Consider the following 18,617-nt stretch of genomic DNA (forward strand, 5'->3'; position numbering starts at 1 on the left):
GATGTCTATGCCTGCCATGAAGACCGAAGCCACCGCGGCGGCGCTGCCGTCGAACGCTCACGCGGCGCCGGTCGTGACCATGATGCCCAAGCGCGCGCCGCGCACCGAGACCTACGCCAGGATGGCGAGGGAGGCCGCGGTGCGCGTCGTGCCGCCGGTGATTGTGATCGCGCTCCTGCTGGTGATCTGGGAGTTGATCTGTCGGCGTGCCGGCTCGACCCTGCCGCCGCCCTCTCGCGTGTTCAAGGATACCAAGGAGCTGATCTTCGATCCGTTCTTCGATCGCGGCGGGATCGACAAGGGGCTGTTTTGGCATTTGTCCGCGAGCCTGCAGCGCGTCGCGCTTGGCTATTCGCTCGCCGCAGTCGCGGGTATCGCGCTCGGAACGCTCGTCGGACAGTCGGTCTGGGCGATGCGCGGGCTTGATCCGCTATTCCAGGTCTTGCGCACGATTCCGCCGCTCGCCTGGCTGCCGCTCTCGCTTGCGGCATTTCGCGATGGCCAGCCGTCGGCGATCTTCGTGATCTTCATCACCTCGATATGGCCGATCATCATCAACACCGCGGTCGGCATCCGCAACATTCCGCAGGACTACCGCAACGTCGCCGCCGTCGTGCAGCTCAACCCGCTCGAGTTCTTCACCAAGATCATGATTCCGGCGGCCGCGCCCTATATGTTCACCGGCCTGCGCATCGGCATCGGCCTGTCGTGGCTTGCGATCGTCGCCGCCGAAATGCTGATCGGCGGCGTTGGCATTGGCTTCTTCATCTGGGACGCCTGGAATTCCTCGCACATCAGCGAAATCATCCTGGCTCTTTTCTATGTCGGCATCATCGGCTTCGTGCTCGATCGCCTGATCGCAGGCCTCGGCAAGGTCGTGACCCGCGGCACCGTCGCGAACTGAGGGGGAAGGCATGCAGGCCTATCTGAAGCTCGACCATATCGACAAGACCTTCACCCGTGGCAGCGCCACGACCGAGGTCTTGAAAGAGATCAACCTGACGATCGACAAGGGCGAATACGTCTCGATCATCGGCCACTCCGGTTGCGGCAAGTCGACCTTGCTCAACATCGTCGCCGGCCTCACCGGCACGACCAACGGCTGCGTGCTGCTGGAGAACCGCGAGGTCAATTCGCCGGGGCCGGATCGCGCGGTGGTGTTCCAGAACCACAGCCTGCTGCCGTGGCTCACGGTCTACGAGAACGTGAAGCTCGGCGTCGACAAGGTGTTCGCAAAGACGAAGACCAGGGCCGAGCGCGACGCCTGGGTGATGCACAACCTCAATCTTGTGCAAATGGCGCATGCCAGGGACAAACGGCCCAACGAAATCTCCGGCGGCATGAAGCAGCGCGTCGGCATCGCGCGGGCGCTCGCGATGGAGCCGAAGGTGCTGCTGCTTGACGAGCCGTTCGGCGCGCTCGACGCGTTGACGCGAGCGCATCTGCAGGATTCGGTGATGGCGCTGCATCAGAAGCTCGGCAACACCATCCTGATGATCACCCACGACGTCGACGAGGCCGTGTTGCTGTCCGACCGCATCGTCATGATGACCAATGGGCCGAGCGCGCGGATCGGCGAAGTGCTCGAGGTGCCGCTGGCGCGCCCGCGCAAGCGGCTCGAGCTCGCGGCCAATTCCAGCTATCTCAAATGCCGACAGCGCGTGCTTGAATTCCTCTACGAGCGACATCGCTTCGTCGAGGCCGCGTAGAGCATGATCCGAAAAAGTCAGAACCGGTTTTTCGGCAAAATCATGCTCGGAAAAAACGTCTTCTCCGCCGCGCCGCATCGAGCGGCGAGGGAAGCACCGTGCAGGGAGGCACTTGATGACGCCCGATCAGGTCAAGCTGGTCCAGGATAGTTTCGCCAAGGTCGCGCCGATCTCCGGGAAGGCGGCGCTCATTTTCTACGACCGCCTGTTCGAGGTCGCGCCCGGCGTCAGGGCGATGTTTCCCGACGACATGACCGAGCAGCGCAGGAAACTGATGACGACGCTGGCCGTCGTCGTCAACGGATTGAGCGATCTCCCGTCGATGCTTTCGGCCGCCAGCGCGCTCGCCAAACGCCACGTCGGCTACGGCGCCAAGGCCGAACACTATCCGGTGGTCGGCGGCGCGCTGCTATGGACGCTGGAGAAGGGGCTGGGTGAGGCCTGGACGGCGGACGTCGCAGCCGCCTGGACTGCCGCTTACGGCACGCTGTCCGGCTACATGATCTCGGAAGCCTATGGCCGCACCCAGGTCGCCGAGTAAGGAGTTGCCGTGAGCGAGCCCTTGGTCATCATCGGCAATGGCATGGCAGCGGCGCGCCTGGTCGACGAATTGTCGAAGGTCGCGCTTGGCCGCTATGCCATCGCCGTGATCGGCGACGAGCCGCGGCTCGCCTATAACCGCGTATTGCTCTCGTCGGTGCTGGCCGGCGAAACCGCCTCGCATGAGATCGAACTCAAGCCCGCATCGTGGTGGCGCGAGCGCGGCGTCACGCTGAAATACAATTGCATGGCAACCGAGATCGATATCGGCCGTCGCGAGGTCAAGATCGCCAATGAGGAGAGCATCAGCTTCTCCAAGCTCGTGCTGGCGACGGGCTCCTCGGCGCTGCGGCTCAATGTGCCCGGCGCCGAGCTTGCCGGCGTCAATACCTTTCGCGACAGCCGGGACGTCGATCTGCTGCTGACGCTTGCCGCGCAGAAGAAGCGTGTCGTCGTGGTCGGCGGCGGCCTGCTCGGGCTCGAGGCCGCCTATGGATTGGCCAAGGCCGGCGCGGCGGTGACGCTGGTGCATCTGATGGACCGCCTGATGGAACGGCAGCTCGACGGCCCGGCGGCGGCGCTGTTGAAATCGCTGGTCGAGCACAAGGGCATCGAGATCGTGCTCAGTGCCAGCACCGCGCGGATTCACGGCGAAGGCAGGGTCACCGGAGTCGAGCTTGCGGACGGACGTCAAATCGAGGCCGACGCCGTGATCTTCGCCGCCGGCATCCGGCCGAATGTGGCGCTCGCAAAGGACGCGGGCATTCCGGTCGGCCGCGGCATCGTGATCGGCGACCGGCTGCAGACCGGGATTGCCGATGTTTACGCGATCGGCGAATGCGCCGAGCATCGCGGCATCTGCTACGGCCTGGTCGAGCCGGCCTACGAGCAGGCGCGCGTGCTTGCACGGCACCTCGCGGGCGGCGATGCGGCTTATGCCGGCAGCGTCGTCGCGACCAACCTGAAAGTGTCTGGTGTCGGCGTATTCTCGGCTGGCGATTTTCTCGGCGCCGACGGCAGCGAGAGCCTCGTGCTCCGCGACGTCAATCACGGCACGTACAGGAAGCTCGTGGTTGCGGACGGGCGGCTGAGCGGGGCGGTACTGATCGGCGACACCGCCGATGCGCTCTGGTATCTCGAATTGATTCGCACCCGGAAGCCGGTCGCGCAGATGCGTGCCGACATGGTGTTCGGCCGCTCGCTCGCGATGCAGGCAGAGGCAGCGTGAGATGACAACCGTCGATCCCGCGCTCCGGGCCGTCAGAACAACCTGCGCCTATTGCGGCGTCGGCTGCGGCGTGCTGGCAACGCCGGATGGCGCGGGCGGCGCGGCGATATCAGGCGATCCGGATCACCCCGCCAATTTCGGCCGGCTGTGCTCGAAAGGCTCCGCGCTCGGCGAGACGCTGGGACTCGAAAGCCGGCTGCTTTATCCGATGATCCGCTGCGGTGACGCGATGCAGCGGGTCGACTGGAGCGACGCGCTCGATCACGTCGCTCACCGTTTCCAGCACATCATCGCGCGTGACGGTCCCGGCGCGGTGGCGTTCTATCTGTCCGGCCAGTTGCTGACGGAGGACTACTACGTCGCCAACAAGCTGATGAAGGGATTCATCGGCAGCGGCAATGTCGACACCAATTCGCGGCTGTGCATGGCCTCGTCGGTCGCCGGCCACCGCCGCGCCTTCGGCGCCGACACGGTGCCCGGCTGCTATGAGGATCTCGACGAGGGCGACCTCCTCGTGTTTGTCGGCTCCAATGCCGCCTGGTGCCATCCGGTGCTGTTCCAGCGCATGCTTGCCAACAAGCAGCAGCGCGGCGCGCGCTTCGTCGTGATAGACCCGCGCGGCACCGACACCGCCGGCGACGCGGACCTCTTCCTGGGCCTGAAGCCGGGCACCGATAGCGCGCTGTTCAACGGCCTGCTGGTGCATCTTGCCGACAACGGCGCGCTCGATAGTGGCTACATCGAAAGTTACACCTCCGGCTTCGACGAGACGTTGGCTCGTGCCCGGAGCATGGCGGGCAGCGCCGCTGCGACGGCACTGGCGACCGGTCTCGCCGAGCAGGATGTTGCGGCGTTCTTCCGCATGTTCGCCGCCACGCCGCGGGTGGTGACGCTGTATTCGCAGGGCGTCAACCAGTCGGCGCAAGGCACCGACAAGGTCAACGCCATCATCAATTGCCATCTGGCCACCGGACGGATCGGCAAGGTGGGCGCGTCGCCGTTCTCGCTGACCGGCCAGCCCAACGCGATGGGCGGCCGCGAGGTCGGTGGGCTCGCCAACCAGCTCGCCGCTCACATGGGCTTCACGCCACCGGACATCGATCGTGTGAGGCGGTTCTGGAAGGCGCCGCGCATCGCAACCCATGAAGGGTTGAAGGCGGTGCAGATGTTCGAGGCGATTGCACGCGGCGAGATCAAGGCGTTGTGGGTGATGGGCACCAATCCGGTCGTGTCGCTGCCGAACGCCGACGCCGTGCGCGAGGCGTTGCGGAAGCTCGACCTGTTCGTAGTTTCCGAGAATGTGGCCTCGAACGACACCGTGACGGCCGGTCCGCATGTGCTGCTGCCCGCGCAGGCCTGGGGCGAGAAGTCGGGCACCGTGACCAATTCGGAGCGGCGGATTTCACGGCAGCGCGCCTTCCTGAAGTCGCCTGGTGAAGCGAGGCCAGATTGGTGGACCCTGTGCGAGATCGCAAAGCGGCTCGGACACGGCGCGGCGTTCGGTTTCAACTCGGCGGCAGATATCTTCCGCGAGCACGCCGCGCTCTCGGCATTTGAGAACGACGGCGCACGCGACTTCGACATCGGCGGATTGAAGACTGTCTCCGACCACGGCTTTGACGCGATGGAGCCGGTGCAATGGCCGATCCGGCTTGACGCGCAGCCGCAGGCCCGCTTCTTTGCCGACGGCGGCTTCTTCGCCAATGATCGCAAGGCGCGCTTCGTCGCGCCAGAGATGCCGGCGCTGCGCACGGAAACGACGCCGGCGCGTCCGCTCCGGTTGAACACCGGCCGCATCCGCGACCAATGGCACACCATGACGCGCACGGGCATGAGCCCGCGGCTCGGCCAGCATCTGCCGGAACCGTTCGTCGAGGTGCACCCCGACGACGCGCTGAAATATGGCGTCACGGACGGCAGCTTCGCGCGCATCACGACCGACCATGGCCAGTGCACGCTGCGTGTTGCGGTCAGCGCGCGGCAGCAGCGCGGCATGCTGTTTGCGCCGATTCACTGGAGCGAGGCGACCGCGACCGGCGCGCGAGTCGGCGCGCTGGTGGCGCCATTCACCGATCCGTTCTCCGGCCAGCCCGAAAACAAGGCGACGCCGGCCGCGATCGCGCCTTACGAATATGTGTTTCGCGGTTTCGCGCTGTCGCGGGCGCCGCTCGAATTCCCCGCGCATGCCTTGGTCGCCCGCGTCGCCGTCAATGGCGGACACGGCTACCTGTTTGCCGACAATGCCGATCTTGCGGGCTGGCAAGCCTGGATGAAGGCAAAGGCCGGCGACGACCTTGCAGAGTACAATGATTTCGGCGGCGGCATCTATCGCGCCGCCTCGTTCAGCGGCGATCGCATCGAAGCGTGCCTGTTTGTCGGGCCGGCAGCGGATGCCGGCGACTGGAACGTGGTGAAGAGCCTGTTCGCGGCGGATGTCTTGAGCGAGACGCAGCGCCGCGTGCTGCTGTCCGGCAAATCGGCGGACGGCGTAGCGAGCGCGGGCCCGGTTGTCTGCGCTTGCTTCGGCGTCGCCCGCGGCACGATCTGCGATGCGATCACGGGCGGCGCGCGTTCGGCGGCTGAGATCGGCGCGAAGCTGAAAGCGGGCACCAATTGCGGTTCCTGCATTCCGGAGCTGAAGCGGTTGATCGCGCAAACGCCGGGCGATGCTGCGCAACCGCGGTTGACGGCGGCGAACTAGCAAGAACGTGTGCTCACAAGCGGCTAATGGGAAGTCCGCTTCCGGCAGCGGAGCAGACCGATTGTGCTCAAGGTGAGTTTATTTTGACCCACAGCGGACAACTTGAGCTCGGAATGGCCACATCGCCGTCGTCCAATACTGGACACTGTAGTGTGAATTTTGAAGACTTGCGCGCGATCATCCAGTGGCTAGATCTTTCTCAACGACCTTGATGGATCACAGCAAACTGCAAGCCGTTCACCATGACTGGATATTTCAGAGTTTTCCGGGCCCAACCGTGGTGCAGAATTGCGCTATCGCGCGGCCTGCAATGCCTGGCCGTCGCATTGTTGGCATCATTGAATTCACCGGCCTACGCGCAGCAGCAAACGGACGTCACGATTAAGCAATTGCTCTCCACGACGACTACGTCGGCGGGGCAAAAGATCGTATTGCCGAAGAAGGGCGCGGAGCTGGTAGCGTCTATCTTCGAAATCCTCCCTCGGGCGCACCTTCCAGAGCACGAGCATCCGTATCCTCGGTACGGTTACATCCTGTCGGGAAGCTTGCGCGTGACCGACACCGAGACCGGTCAAAGCAAGACGTATGGGCCAGGAGACTTCGTGGTGGAGTCGGTGGGGCGGTGGCATACTGGCGAAAATGCAGGAGAGCAGCCGACAAGGCTGCTTGTTATCGACATCGTCCGGAATGGACACAGCAACACTGTACTGCGTAAGTCGCGGCAAAGTAGTAGGTAACGCGAAAAGGCGGCGGAGACGGCGCGCGTCGGCTGTCATGAAGGCATGTCCGCTTATCGCCCGAAGCGCCAGTTGGGCGCGGTCTCCGGACGATGCTTCGCATCGCCGGGAGAACCATGAGGATTCCATCTGCGGCCTATATCCCTCGAGACGGGCGTCCCGCGTGCCCTCCGGATGAGGGGCGACGTTTGCTGCGATCTCCTCTATGGTCCATCCCCCTCCGCCGATGGATGTGACCCAAGCAATGATGTACCTGGAAACGCCGCCGAAACTGATCACGACCGAAGTTTTTTCCTCCGTCCCCGACGAATTCCGCCGCAAGGTGCCGACCGAATGGGCCGACGCCAACCGGCCCGGTGTCCCGACCGACTGCTTCATCGAGGGCCCGTCCTTCGACGCGTCAGGCAATCTCTACATCGTCGACATTCCCTTCGGCCGCATCTTCAGGATCGCGCCGGACAGGAGGTGGTCGCTGGTTGCCGAATATGACGGCTGGCCCAACGGGCTGAAGATCGACGTCAAAGGCCGCATTCTGATCGCCGACTACCGCCATGGGCTGATGGAACTCGACGCCAAAGCGGGCAAGGTCACGCCGCTGCTAAGGTCGCGCAATTCGGAATCGTTCCGTGGCTGCAACGATCTGCATATTGCGTCCAACGGCGACATCTATTTCACCGACCAGGGCCAGACCGGCCTGCACGATCCAACCGGCCGCGTCTATCGGCTGCGGACCAATGGACAACTCGACTGCCTGATCCACACCGGCATCAGCCCGAACGGCCTGGTGCTCGATCCGCACGAGGCCGTACTGTTCGTCGCGATGACGCGCGACAATGCGGTCTGGCGCGCGCCCTTCATGAAGGACGGCAGCGTCTCGAAGGTGGGCCGTTTTTGCTCGATGTTCGGCCCGAGCGGGCCCGATGGCATGACGATGGACAAAGCCGGGCGGTTGTTCGTCGCCCATGCCTCGCTCGGCCACGTCTTCGTGTTCGCGCCTGGCGGCGAACTGATCGCGCGGATCAAATCCTGCGCCGGGCAGAGCTGCACCAATGTCGCGATCGGGGGCGAAAAGCGCGACCGGCTGTACATCACGGAATCGGTGACCGGCACGGTGCTGCTGGCTGACATCAGTGGGCTGGACGGATAGCGGTCGTCTGTCGCCACTCGCACTCACGGCAATCGCAGGCGCACGCCGTTCGCGTTGCAGTCGAGCGCAGCATCGTCAGTAACGCAGGCGGGCAATTCGACGCTGGCGCCGCGAACGGCGTGACTCATCCGGAATGGGTAAGTGAAACGGGTCAGCAAATGCAGCGCAGACGCGATATAATGGTGGTCGAGTTGCCAGTTGGACGTGCCGAAGTCTCCCTTGATACTTAATGGCAACGGGCATGCCGTCGGCGGGCATCGATCTCGACCCCGATGTCGGGGCCATCCCAAATTCCAAAGTGCATCTTCGAACAACCGTCAAACGGAGGAGAAAATGCCTTTATTCGTCACCTATGCCTCATATTCCAACACCGGCATCAAGGGCATGCTGGACAAGCCGGCCGATCGCACTGAAGCGATCAAGACGCTGGTGGAGAAGGCGGGCGGCAAGCTTGTCGCGGCCTACATGACAACGGGGCCCCATGACGTCGTCATCGTTACCGAGCTGGCTGATGGATCGGATGCGGTCGCCTTCGGAATGGCTGCAGGTGCGAGCGGCGCCGTAGCCAAGATAGAGACCGTGCGCGCCTGGACGCTTGGTGAATTCAAGGGCATTGCGGAGAAGGCGTCCCGCTATGCGGCCGTATATGTTCCGCCCGGACGATGATCGTGCGGTAACTGTACAGCCGTGCTGGATCCCGGGGCGCGCATACGCCCGCCCCGGGATCAAGAACGCGCCGGGTCGCGAACGGGTCCAGCGGCCGGGATTTGCAGCCGATCAGCGATCGGAATGCATCCTGTCGAGAAAATCCTTCACGCCGCTGACGGCGCCGGCATCCGATGCGACGTAGCCGGGAAGGGCGCCCACGGCTGCGTGGAATTCACTGCTCTTCATGATGTCGAGCACGCGTTGCATCGGCTCGGTCTCCAGGAACGCTCGCTTGCAGACGAAAAAATAGTCCTCGGTCAGCAAGCGGATGAAGTCGAGCCCGAATTGGCGCGCTGCCGCCTCGACGCCGAAACTTGCGTCCGCCATGCCGCTTGCGACATAGGCGGCGACGGCGGCGTGGGTGAATTCCATGTGCTGCGCGCCATTGATCCTGCTTTCAGGGATCCGGTGGAGCGCCAATAGCTGATCGAACAACAACCGCGTGCCGGAATCGTGGTCGCGGTTGACGAAGCGCGCCTTCTGCTCGACGAGGTCGCTCAGCGAGCCAATCTTCAGCGGATTGCCGCGCTTGACCATCAGGCCCATCTCGCGCGTGACAAAGCTGATCACGCGGTCCTCGCGCGGATCGAGCCATTCCTTGCAGGCCTTGATGCCCTGCGCACGCAATTCGCCGCGCGGCAGGTGTACGCCGGAGAGATCGCAGGCGCCCTGCGCCAGCGAGACCAGCGAGTTCTGGTTGCTGACGTAGCGCAGGTCGACGCCCATCCCGCTCTCGCGATCGAGGAACTCGCGCAGCTTCGACACCGCGAAGCCGTGGCTCGCATGGACACGAATTACCGACGGTCGCTGATGCAGGAACGGCTTGATCTCGGTGACCAGTTCCTGCGCCAGATTCTCGAGTTGCAGCCCGAGCCGTGCCTGCATGCGCTCGCCAGCCCATACCAGCTTCTCGCCGAACGGCGTCAAGCGCGAGCCCTTGCCGCGCTGCGTCTCCACCACCGGCACGCCGAAGAATTCCGACCATTGCTCGATCAGGTTCCAGACATGGCGGTAGGAAAGATGCGCATCGTTGGCGGCACTGGTGATCTTCCCGGTTTTCCTGATCTCGTTGAGGATGCCGAGCATCACGACCGCGGTCTGCGGGCTGTCATCCTTGCGAAACCGCCAGACGGTCTCGATCTCGATCTGGAGCATGTTTCATCCCTAAATATGAAATTCAATTCATATCAAGATAGCGTTATAGGCACAAGATATCATATTTTATCAGCGATAGAACCTCCCTAGGTTAGAGATCAGACAGGAGGAAATATGATGTCTGTTGCATATGACTACACTTGGGAAGCGCCACGTGAGACCGCTGTCCGCGACGAGTTGCTGCTGATCGACGGCTCTCGCGTCCGTGCGTCGTCCGGACGAAGCTTCCAGTCCCTCGATCCCGCGACCGAGCAGGTCATCGCGACAATCGCCGAAGGCAATGAGGCAGACGTCGATCGTGCGGTTGCCGCGGCGCGGCGCGCCTTCGAGGGGCCGTGGCGAACGATGCGCGCGGCCGAGCGGGGCCATATCCTGCTTCGCTGGGCCGAGCTTCTGAAGCAGCACGCCGACGAGATCATTGCGCTGGAGAGCCTCGATGCCGGCAAGCCGATATCGGGGGTGCAGCGCCAGGATTTTCCCGCCGCCATCGACACGCTCACCTATTACGCCGGCTGGGCCGACAAGATCGGCGGCGACGTGGTGTCCGCGCGCGACGACGCGCTGACCTACACGGTCCGCGAACCGGTCGGCGTGGTCGCCGCCATCGTGCCGTGGAATTTCCCGCTGATGATCGGCATGTGGAAACTCGCGCCGGCACTCGCCTGCGGATGCACCGTCGTGATGAAGCCGGCTGAGCTCACGTCGCTGTCGGCGCTGCGGATCGGCGAACTCGCGCTTGAGGCGGGCTTGCCGCGCGGCGTGCTCAATGTCGTCACCGGCCCCGGTCGTGTTGTCGGCGAGGCGCTGGTCAATCATCCCGATGTCGACAAGGTCACGTTCACCGGCTCGCCCGGCGTCGGCCGCGGAATCATGCGTGGCGCGGCGGGTAACTTCAAGCGCGTCTCGCTGGAACTCGGCGGCAAGTCCGCCAACGTCATCTTCGACGATGCCAATCTCGAGGCCGCGGCAAAGGCTGCGGCGGCCGGCATCTTCTTCAATGCCGGGCAGGTGTGTTCGGCCGGCTCGCGCGTGCTGGTGCAGGAGAAGGCCTATGACGAGGTGGTGGAACGTCTGGTCGCCCGCGCCGAGGCCCTGCGCATCGGCGATCCCGCGGACCGCGCCACCGCGCTCGGTCCGGTGATCTCGGAGAAGCAGATGCGCTCGATCCTCGACTATGTCGAGATCGGCAGGAAAGAGGGCGCGTTGCTTGCGACCGGCGGTGAGCGCGTCGGCGACCGCGGCTATTTTCTCAGACCCGCGGTATTCGCCAATGTCGAGCACGAGATGCGCATCTCGCAGGAAGAAATCTTCGGCCCGGTCGTCAGCGTGATCAAGTTCAAGGACGAGGCCGATGCGCTGCGGATCGCGAACGGCACCGCCTACAGCCTTGCCGCCGGCGTCTGGAGTGCCGACATCGGCCGCGTGCAGCGCTTTGCGAAGAAGGCGCGCGCCGGAACGGTGTGGATCAACACGTATGGCTACACGGATGTGCGCTTGCCATGGGGAGGCGAACGCGACTCCGGGCTCGGCCGCGAGCACGGCACTGCCGCGATCGACAATTTCACTGAGCCCAAGGCGGTGTGGATGAATCTCAACGTTTGACGGCGCAACACTCAAACAAGGTACCTAAAGCGCGATGACGATTCAGCCCAATCTCATCGCGCTTTAGTCCGACGGGAGCCGCGAGAATCGGAAATTGCAGTGGTTCGCGCCGCCAGCCAACGTTAGTGTCCTTTCCAGGTGGATGCCTCGCGTTGCATAGGCGTCGAAATCAAGCCCACAAATGTTCGGAAGGATCTCTCCGTCTCCGTGGCGAGCCGCGAATTTGCAAAAGCCGCAAGCTCTGTAGTTGATGCCGAATTCAAAGCTGTCACCCGGGCCCGGTTCGACGAAATCGTAGACGAAATCTTCCGGAAAGTCCTTCTGATGGCTTTTTGTAGCGCTTTTTGCAGCCTGCTGGCGCAGCAAAGTCTGATTCTCCGACGACATGAATTGACGTCCCGAAGCGAGACGTTCCGCTTCGGGTGCGGTCAGCAATTGCGCCTTGTAGGTTTCCCGCTCGATTTCGCCGATTACGGACAGCGACACGCCGTGTCGCCGGAGCACTCGGCTGATGGCCATAAAGCCCATGAGGCGCATGAAGAAATCGCTCATGCGACTTGCCACGCCGCCGACATAGGGCATTTGCGTAAGCACGATTTCGAATTCGTCCATCACCTCCTGCCTAATCGCGTCAATATCGGATAGATGCGTGCGCACGCGCAACATCGTTTCGGCAAGGTCGAAGCGATGGCGCATGGCGGCCTCCATTGCACCGCGATGCGACTCGTAAAAGGGATGGATGGTCTCAGCCATGAGACACCTGACACAATTGCATATCGCAAGGTCGGATCGTATCAAGGATGCAGCCCCTCACCCGACCCTCAGCGAGAGCTGGTTTCATTCCGCAGCGATCGCCTCGATCTCCAGCAGCCATTTGCTGTCGACGGTTTCGGCGACCACGACCGTCAGCGCGGGCTGATGTCCCCCGAGCATTGTGCGGCGAATGGCGCGGTTGGGCACGACCTGACTTCGGTCAGTCAGGAACGTGTTCACCTTGACCAGATGCTCGACGCCGAGGCCAGCGGCCGCGAGCACCTCGATGACGTTGCGCCAGCTTTGCTCACATTGCTGCTCAAAACCCTCGGGCACGCTGCCGTCTGAGCGTTCCGGCACTTGGCCGCTGATGAACAGCAGCCGGCGATGTTGGCTCAGTTCCAGCCCCATGCTGTAGCCACCGGCGGGAGCGTGGACCTTTGCGGGATTGTGGCTGACGATGTGAGCCATCTCAGTTTACCTCCTGTTCGACGAATTCCAGCGCCAGGCCATGTGCGGTGGCGGGTGGGATCAGCAGCACGGCGCCCCTCATCTCGAAGGCGACGCCGTTGTTCTTCAATGTCCGGCGCGTCGTATCCAGATCGGCGACCGCCAGACGCGCAGCGCAGAAGCGCGGCGAAGAGCTGTTCGCAAGGCCCGGCAGCCGGCGCGCCATCTCGGACGGACCGAGAAGCGTGATCCTGTTATTGCTGTCTCCGACCGTCAGCCGCCCCGGCGCCGGCTCGGCCGCGCTTTCCGTGAGGCGCTCCAGGAAATCGCGGTGCGCCGCCGGTTCGGGCGCCGACATTACGACCTCAATTACGCGCAAGGCGCCGTTGGGATGACGTTGATACTCCGCCTTCCAGAACAATTCCGGCGGATGACGCTGCTGACAGGTGAAGAATGCGATCTCAGGCATCGCGGGATCGGTGGCGAAGGCCAATGAAAACGCGACGCGCGCGGTTCCTCCCCCCGGGAGCACCGCGTCGCGGCCAAAATCGAACGGAGCCGAGGTGCCGATGCGCTCGGCCCTGAAGCGTGCCGCTTCGGCATGCGAGTCGGCGCTGTGCAAGGCCAGCATCGACATCCCTTCGGCGCGGCCAAGAAAATCGCGATTGTGGGCGGCGAAGCTGAAATGGTCGGGCGCAGCCTGCGGCACCAACGCATCGTTGGTGACGGCCAGCAACTCCAGAAAATTGTCCGCGAACTGCGCCAGGCGGTTGCTGGTTCCGAACGGATGCACACCGGTTGGCGTGAGGTTGAAGCCCAGCCTCCGCCACGCCAGCGCAGCCTGTTCCAGATCGTGGACGCAAATGACGAGATGGTCGATTCGGCGGGGCATGGGGGTCTCCGGATTGCGGGCCGAGCCTATTCGGCGATATCGCAGCAAAGCAACGCATTGTTGCTGCGGCTGAGCGCAAGAAAATCTATTGCAAGCGTGCAGCCCATCGGTGACAAACTGGGTGGCGATGACCTACATCCTTCCACCGCTCAATGCATTGCGCGCGTTCGAAGCCGCCGCGCGGCATCTCAGCTTCAAACTTGCCGCGCATGAGCTGCACGTGACGCCGGCCGCCGTGGGACAGCAGGTGAAAGCGCTTGAAGCGCGCCTCGGCGTGCGCCTGTTCGAGCGGCTGCACAAGCAATTGATCCTGACCGAGGCCGGCCAGATATATCTGCCTGAGGTCTCCGACGGCTTTCGCCGCATCGCCGATGCGACCGCACGATTGAAGCCGACGGGTGCCGCGCTGCTGCAGCTCGGTGTGCATGGCGGCTTCGATCTTCACCGGCTGGGGCTGGCTGAGTTTCGCGCGACGCACCCGGAGATCGGCCTGCGCGTGTTGCAGCCGGCCGGCTTGCACGAATTGATCGAGGGCAAGGTCGATGTGCTGATCGCCCGAGGTCTCGGCCATCATCCCGGCTATCGCTGCGATCGCCTCGCTGAGGAATCCGGCGTCGGCGACTGGCTGATTGCGCCGTCCGGCACGGCGGACTGCCCCGAAATATCCGGCTTCCGTGATTGGCTGCGCGATCTGCCGGCCAAGAATTCGCTCGCGATGCGTCGTCGTCGCGTGGTCGGCATCATCAGGAGTTGAGGCAACCGTGCAAACAAAAGCTTTCGGCAAGAACGGCCCGCAGGTCTCGGTGATCGGGCAGGGCACCTGGTATCTTGATCGCGGCGACCGCAAGGCGGCCATTGCGGCGCTCCGCCGCGGCGTCGACGATGGCATGACCCATGTCGACACCGCGGAGATGTATGGTGACGCCGAGCTTGTGATTGCGGACGCGATCGCGGGCCAACGCGACAAGGTCTTTCTGGTCTCGAAGGTGCTGCCGAGCAACGCCTCGCGGCGCGGCACCATCACCGCATGCGAGCGTTCGCTGAAGCGGCTGAAGACCGATCGGCTCGACTGCTATCTGCTGCACTGGCGCGGATCCTATCCGCTCGCCGACACGGTCGCGGCATTCGAAGAGTTGAAAGCCGCCGGAAAAATCCGCTCCTGGGGCGTCAGTAATTTCGACGCCGACGATCTCGACGATCTGTTCGAAATCGCTGATGAGGGGACGATCGCCTGCAACCAGGTGCTCTACCATCTGCAGGAGCGCGCGATCGAGCACGCCGTGATCCCGTGGTGCGAGCGGCATGGCGTCGCTGTCGTCGCCTATTCGCCATTCGGCCACAATGATTTTCCGTCGCCGGCGAGCAAGGGCGGCGCCGCGCTGCAATTGATCGCAGAAGCGCACAAGGCCACCACACGTCAGGTCGCGCTGAGTTTCCTCACGCGCGCTCCGTCGGTGCTTGCCATCCCGAAAGCGTCGAGCGCGGATCACGCAGCCGAGAATGCGGCCGCGGGAGACCTCAAGCTCAGCGATGCTGAAATCGCCGCCATCGACAAGGCATTTCCGCGCGGGCCGAAACCGCGCGGGCTGCCGATGTTGTAGGGCTGATCTCGAAGGTCAACGCCCGGGAAGCTCGTCGCGCCCTGCTTCACACAGTTCTTAACAAACTGTTTCAACTGCGGAATCGCGTGCTGCCTGTGGCAGGCCGCCGCGCGCGCGGATGCATATCGGAATCCCGTTTTCGGGCGTTGTCCTTGTGGCGGAATTGGCGTTTGTTGAGGCCTCGCAGAATCGTTTTATTGCTTTCGAGATTGCCGTGACTCCGCCCCCCGCCGCAGCCGCCAGGCTGGACAGCGCATCCCTGCCATTGCCCGAAAGCCGGCCCGCCGTGCGCAAGGCGCCCGCGCGCGCCGACCGTCCGTTCAAGGGCATCGCGCTGATCCTGGTGTCGACGGTATTTCTCGGAACCTCCGACGTCACCGCCAAATATCTGTCGGCAACGCTGCCCTCGATCGAGATCACCTGGATCCGCTTCCTGGTATTCGCGCTGATCATGTCGCCAGCGATGCTGCCGGGTTCGCCACTGTTTGCGATGCAGACGAACCGTCCGGGTCTGCACCTTCTGCGAGGTGCGGCGCTGCTTGGTTCGTCTCTGCTTTTCATCTCGGGGCTGCGCTTCCTGCCGATAGCCGAGGCCTCCGCCACGGGCTTCGTATCGCCGCTGTTCGTCACCGCGCTCTCGATTGCCTTTCTCGGCGAGAAGGTCGGCCTGCGGCGCTGGATCGCGACCGCGGTTGGCCTTGTCGGCGTGCTCATCATCCTGCGGCCTGGGACGAGCGCGTTTCATCCCGCAGCGTTCTTTCCGCTCGTCTCGGCGCTCGCCTGGGCCGGCACGCTGATCATGACGCGCATGATGAGCGGCAGCGAACGCTCGCTCACCATCATGGCGTACTCGTCGATCGCCGGCCTTGCCATCCTCACGGCGCTGGTGCCGTTCGTTTGGGTGACGCCGACCTGGCACGACATCCTGTTCGGCATCCTGATCGGCGTTGCGTCCACCGCGGGCCAATGGATCGTCGTGCTGGCGTTTCGCTATGGCGACGCCTCGGTGCTCGCGCCGTTCTCCTACACCCAGTTGCTGTGGGTCAGCATGCTCGGCTTCCTCATCTTCGGCGAACTGCCCGACGGATGGACCATCCTCGGCGCCGCCTTCATCGTCGCCTCCGGCCTCTACACGGCCCATCGCGAGCGCATCCGCCGCTCGCAACTGCTGACCGTGCCGGGCGAGCCGTCGCCCAACGCCTGACAAGCCGGCAGCGATTGCCGGCGATGATTGTCGCGGCGATCGCCTTGTGCGACGTCGGTTTGCAATTCGCGGTGTCGAATCTATAGTTTGCAGTCCTCGAAAGCACAGACGTCGCGCGGTTCATGCGAGTTACCATCATTACGGGAGGCGGGTCCGGGATCGGTGCCGCAATTGCGCGTCGTCTGGCCGGTCCCGATCAGTGCCTGATGCTGCATGGGCAGGGAGCTGAAGCGGCCGGGGTTGAGCGGTTGAAAGCGGTTGCCGAGGTGTGCGCGCGCGCCGGCGCGCGTGTCGAATGGCGGACGAGCGACCTGGTGAAGGCCGGCACGGCCGCCGAACTTGTCGGCGCGGCGCGCGCTGCGTTCGGGCCCATCGATGCGATCGTGCACGCCGCGGGCTTTGCCGACCGTCGGGACTTTCGTAGCCTGCCGCGCGAGGGCCTGGAGCGCGCCTTCGCGGTGATGGCCGCATCCTTCCACGAAATGGCGGCGGCCGCATTGCCTGACCTCACGCGCCATGCCCAGGGCCGCGTGGTCGCGGTCTCCAGCTTCGGGCCGCATCGCTTCGTACCCGGCGCCACCTATCCGGGCTCGGCCGCGGCCAAGGCCGCGCTCGAAGTGCTGGTCAAATCGCTCGCGGTCGAGCTCGCGCCCTTTGCCGCCACCGCCAATGTTGTGATGCCCGGCTACACGCGCAAGGATCCCGGTCTGTTCGGCGCGCTCGACGCGCAGGCCTGGGCGCAAGTTGAAAGGGCCAATCCGATGCAGCGGCTGGCCGAGCCCGACGAGGTCGCGGCCGTCGTCGCGTTCCTGCTGTCTCCGGAAGCGGCCCATGTCACCGGCGCCATGTTGCCGGTCGATGGCGGCCTGACATTGATGTGATCGCATGACAGAGAATGCGCCAGCAGAACAGATCGATGTGGCTGTGCTCGGCGCCGGCATGGTCGGCGTCTCCGCGGCCTATGCGGCGCGGCAGCGCGGCCTTTCGGTCGTCGTCGTCGACCGCCGCGAGCCCGGCAGCGAAACCTCCTACGGCAATGCCGGCATCATAAGCAGCGGCTCGATCCTGCCGCTCAACACGCCCGTGCTCTGGAAGAACCTGCCGAAATATCTGACCAACCAGCATCCGGCGCTGCGCTGGAGCGTCCCCTGGGCCGTCACCAATGCCGGCTGGGTGATCCGCTTCCTCGCGGCCGCGACGCCATCGCAGACAAGGCCGCGCGCCGCTGCGCTGCACGGCCTGATCGCGACGTCGCTGAGGCTGCACCGCGACTGGATCGTGCAGGCCGATGCAGGCCACCGCATTCGCGAAACGGGCTGGCTCAAGGCCTGGCGCGGCGACGCGCTCGCCAACGCCAAGGCCGAGCAGGCCGCGCTCGCCGAATTCGGCATCAAGAGCGAGGTGCTCGACCGCCAGGGAATTTCCGCGCTCGAGCCGAACATCGTCCCGGCTTACAGCGTCGGCCTGCTGCACACGCAGACCGCGTCGGTCGATTCCCCGGGCGCCGTGGTCAAGGCCTATGCGAAAATGCTTGCCAGCGCGGGCGGCGCTGTCAGGCAGGCCGAGATCAGGCAGATCGTCTCCGATGGCGATGGCTGGCGCGTCATGCTCGCCGAGGGCGAGATCAAGGCGCGTCATGTCGTGGTCGCGCTCGGGCCATGGTCGGCGGACCTGCTGCGACCGCTCGGCTATCGGGTGCCGCTGGCAAGCGAGCGCGGCTATCACCAGCATTTTGTGCCGAACCCGGAGCGCAAATTGCTGCGGCCGATCCATGATGCAGACGGCAGCTTCCTGATGACGCCGATGGAGCAAGGCATTCGCGTGACGAGCGGCGTCGAACTCACCGCGCGCGACGCGCCGTCGAACTTCGCCCAGCTCGAGGCGGTGGTGCCGATGGCGCGCGGCGTCGTCGAATTCGGCGACGCGGTCGGCGAGCGCTGGCGCGGCGCGCGGCCTACGCTGCCCGACAGCCTGCCGATGATCGGGCCGGCGCCGCGGCATCGCGGCCTCTGGCTCGCTTTCGGCAACCAGCATATCGGCTTCACCACCGGCCCCGGAACGGGCGCCGCGATATCGGCCATGATCAGCGGCGACGCGCCGCCGTTCGACACGTCAGCGTTTTCCCCAGGCCGCTATATTTCGTGACTCTGCGTATTCCGCCTGCAATGCTGGAGCTCCCGTATGGCAGCC

18 protein-coding genes are annotated in these 18,617 nt (G+C 64.3%); 14 read left to right on the forward strand and 4 right to left on the reverse strand.

What is annotated here, in order from left to right:
• The first annotated feature begins 1 nt into the window (after position 1).
• From ntrB to JQ553_RS14585, 8 genes are all read left to right on the forward strand, one after another.
• A complete protein-coding gene (gene ntrB, locus JQ553_RS14550) occupies positions 2–904 on the forward strand; it encodes a nitrate ABC transporter permease (RefSeq protein WP_212500925.1) in 903 nt (300 codons plus the stop codon).
• A 10-nt stretch (positions 905–914) separates the two neighbouring features.
• Positions 915–1,709, forward strand: coding sequence for an ABC transporter ATP-binding protein (locus JQ553_RS14555; protein WP_212500646.1), 795 nt, complete (start codon positions 915–917; stop codon positions 1,707–1,709).
• Positions 1,710–1,824: 115 nt separating this feature from the next.
• The gene (locus JQ553_RS14560) at positions 1,825–2,250 is read left to right on the forward strand and encodes a globin family protein (RefSeq protein ID WP_212500647.1); all 426 of its coding nucleotides are present in this window, start codon (positions 1,825–1,827) and stop codon (positions 2,248–2,250) included.
• A 9-nt stretch (positions 2,251–2,259) separates the two neighbouring features.
• Entirely contained in the window at positions 2,260–3,477 is a 1,218-nt protein-coding gene (locus JQ553_RS14565) for an FAD-dependent oxidoreductase (protein ID WP_212500648.1), read from the forward strand.
• Position 3,478: 1 nt separating this feature from the next.
• Positions 3,479–6,178 (forward strand): nitrate reductase, encoded by a 2,700-nt coding sequence (locus JQ553_RS14570; protein WP_212500649.1) that lies wholly within the window; start codon positions 3,479–3,481, stop codon positions 6,176–6,178.
• 242 nt (positions 6,179–6,420) lie between these two features.
• Positions 6,421–6,915: a cupin domain-containing protein gene (locus JQ553_RS14575; RefSeq protein ID WP_212500650.1), complete on the forward strand. Its 495-nt coding sequence runs from the start codon at positions 6,421–6,423 to the stop codon at positions 6,913–6,915.
• 244 nt (positions 6,916–7,159) lie between these two features.
• The gene (locus JQ553_RS14580) at positions 7,160–8,062 is read left to right on the forward strand and encodes an SMP-30/gluconolactonase/LRE family protein (protein WP_249144277.1); all 903 of its coding nucleotides are present in this window, start codon (positions 7,160–7,162) and stop codon (positions 8,060–8,062) included.
• Between the two features lie 333 nt (positions 8,063–8,395).
• Positions 8,396–8,728, forward strand: coding sequence for a GYD domain-containing protein (locus JQ553_RS14585; RefSeq protein WP_212500651.1), 333 nt, complete (start codon positions 8,396–8,398; stop codon positions 8,726–8,728).
• 111 nt (positions 8,729–8,839) lie between these two features.
• On the opposite strand, the gene JQ553_RS14590 is transcribed toward JQ553_RS14585, so the two are convergent.
• Positions 8,840–9,925, reverse strand: a complete 1,086-nt coding sequence (locus tag JQ553_RS14590; protein ID WP_212500652.1) for a substrate-binding domain-containing protein — start codon at positions 9,923–9,925, stop codon at positions 8,840–8,842.
• A 117-nt stretch (positions 9,926–10,042) separates the two neighbouring features.
• On the opposite strand from JQ553_RS14590, the gene JQ553_RS14595 reads away from it, so the two are divergent.
• Complete coding sequence (locus tag JQ553_RS14595; protein WP_212500653.1) at positions 10,043–11,527, forward strand: aldehyde dehydrogenase family protein; 1,485 nt, start codon at positions 10,043–10,045, stop codon at positions 11,525–11,527.
• Between the two features lie 63 nt (positions 11,528–11,590).
• On the opposite strand, the gene JQ553_RS14600 is transcribed toward JQ553_RS14595, so the two are convergent.
• The 3 genes from JQ553_RS14600 to JQ553_RS14610 form a co-directional block, all read right to left on the reverse strand.
• Positions 11,591–12,280 carry an L-2-amino-thiazoline-4-carboxylic acid hydrolase gene (locus JQ553_RS14600; protein ID WP_212500654.1) on the reverse strand — a complete coding sequence of 230 codons (690 nt, stop codon included), beginning with the start codon at positions 12,278–12,280 and terminating at the stop codon, positions 11,591–11,593.
• An 84-nt stretch (positions 12,281–12,364) separates the two neighbouring features.
• On the reverse strand, positions 12,365–12,691 hold the full coding sequence (locus tag JQ553_RS14605; RefSeq protein ID WP_409363062.1) for a RidA family protein: 327 nt from the start codon (positions 12,689–12,691) through the stop codon (positions 12,365–12,367).
• A gap of 61 nt (positions 12,692–12,752) precedes the next feature.
• On the reverse strand, positions 12,753–13,622 hold the full coding sequence (locus JQ553_RS14610) for a VOC family protein (RefSeq protein ID WP_212500656.1): 870 nt from the start codon (positions 13,620–13,622) through the stop codon (positions 12,753–12,755).
• A 127-nt stretch (positions 13,623–13,749) separates the two neighbouring features.
• On the opposite strand from JQ553_RS14610, the gene JQ553_RS14615 reads away from it, so the two are divergent.
• The 5 genes from JQ553_RS14615 (at position 13,750) to JQ553_RS14635 (ending at position 18,572) form a co-directional block, all read left to right on the forward strand.
• On the forward strand, positions 13,750–14,376 hold the full coding sequence (locus JQ553_RS14615) for a LysR family transcriptional regulator (protein WP_212500927.1): 627 nt from the start codon (positions 13,750–13,752) through the stop codon (positions 14,374–14,376).
• A 7-nt stretch (positions 14,377–14,383) separates the two neighbouring features.
• Positions 14,384–15,223, forward strand: a complete 840-nt coding sequence (locus JQ553_RS14620; protein WP_212500657.1) for an aldo/keto reductase — start codon at positions 14,384–14,386, stop codon at positions 15,221–15,223.
• A gap of 259 nt (positions 15,224–15,482) precedes the next feature.
• Entirely contained in the window at positions 15,483–16,427 is a 945-nt protein-coding gene (locus JQ553_RS14625; RefSeq protein ID WP_212500928.1) for a DMT family transporter, read from the forward strand.
• A gap of 122 nt (positions 16,428–16,549) precedes the next feature.
• Positions 16,550–17,308: an SDR family NAD(P)-dependent oxidoreductase gene (locus tag JQ553_RS14630; RefSeq protein ID WP_212500658.1), complete on the forward strand. Its 759-nt coding sequence runs from the start codon at positions 16,550–16,552 to the stop codon at positions 17,306–17,308.
• A 4-nt stretch (positions 17,309–17,312) separates the two neighbouring features.
• Positions 17,313–18,572: an FAD-binding oxidoreductase gene (locus JQ553_RS14635; RefSeq protein ID WP_212500659.1), complete on the forward strand. Its 1,260-nt coding sequence runs from the start codon at positions 17,313–17,315 to the stop codon at positions 18,570–18,572.
• Positions 18,573–18,617: the final 45 nt, after the last annotated feature.

The organism is Bradyrhizobium lablabi (assembly GCF_018131005.1).
Taxonomy (GTDB): domain Bacteria; phylum Pseudomonadota; class Alphaproteobacteria; order Rhizobiales; family Xanthobacteraceae; genus Bradyrhizobium; species Bradyrhizobium lablabi_D.